Source organism: Yersinia rohdei ATCC 43380, assembly GCF_000173775.1.
In the GTDB taxonomy this organism is placed as follows: domain Bacteria; phylum Pseudomonadota; class Gammaproteobacteria; order Enterobacterales; family Enterobacteriaceae; genus Yersinia; species Yersinia rohdei.
The window spans coordinates 1-398 of sequence record NZ_ACCD01000091.1 but is presented as its reverse complement, the minus strand read 5'-3'; the positions used below and the strand labels follow the sequence as shown (position 1 = coordinate 398).

Below are 398 nucleotides of genomic sequence, written 5' to 3'. Positions count from 1 at the left end.
GGCTGGCGAAGAATGCGGTGGAGAATAACTTGCTGGGTGGTAATGAAGACACTCAGACCAAGTTCGTGCAGGAGCACGGCAAGAATATTGCGTCTTGCAGCACTGACCCAAGCTCAGAGTCTTGCCGGAAAGGGCTGGCGATGAACGATGCGCTGATGGTCGCTTTACCAGCCGGGCTTGGTGGCGGTTTACTGGCAGCGGCCACCCCTGAAATAGCGGTAGCAGCGAAAGCTGCGATACAGGCGTGTGCGGGTAATGTGGTGCTGTGCCTGAACAGTGCAGGTATCCAGGTGTCGGAAGCCATCGTGCCGGGCGGTGTTGGGGCTGGCGGCGCGGTAGGTATTGGTAAGACAGCGGCAGAGGCGACGGCGGCTAAGGCTGAAGCTGTGGCGGCCAAT

At 59.5% G+C, this 398-nt stretch carries 1 pseudogene; it reads left to right on the top strand.

The features are described from left to right. Nucleotides 1-2: 2 nt before the first annotated feature. A pseudogene (locus YROHD0001_RS00050) lies at nucleotides 3-398 on the top strand (hemagglutinin repeat-containing protein); the annotation flags it as partial.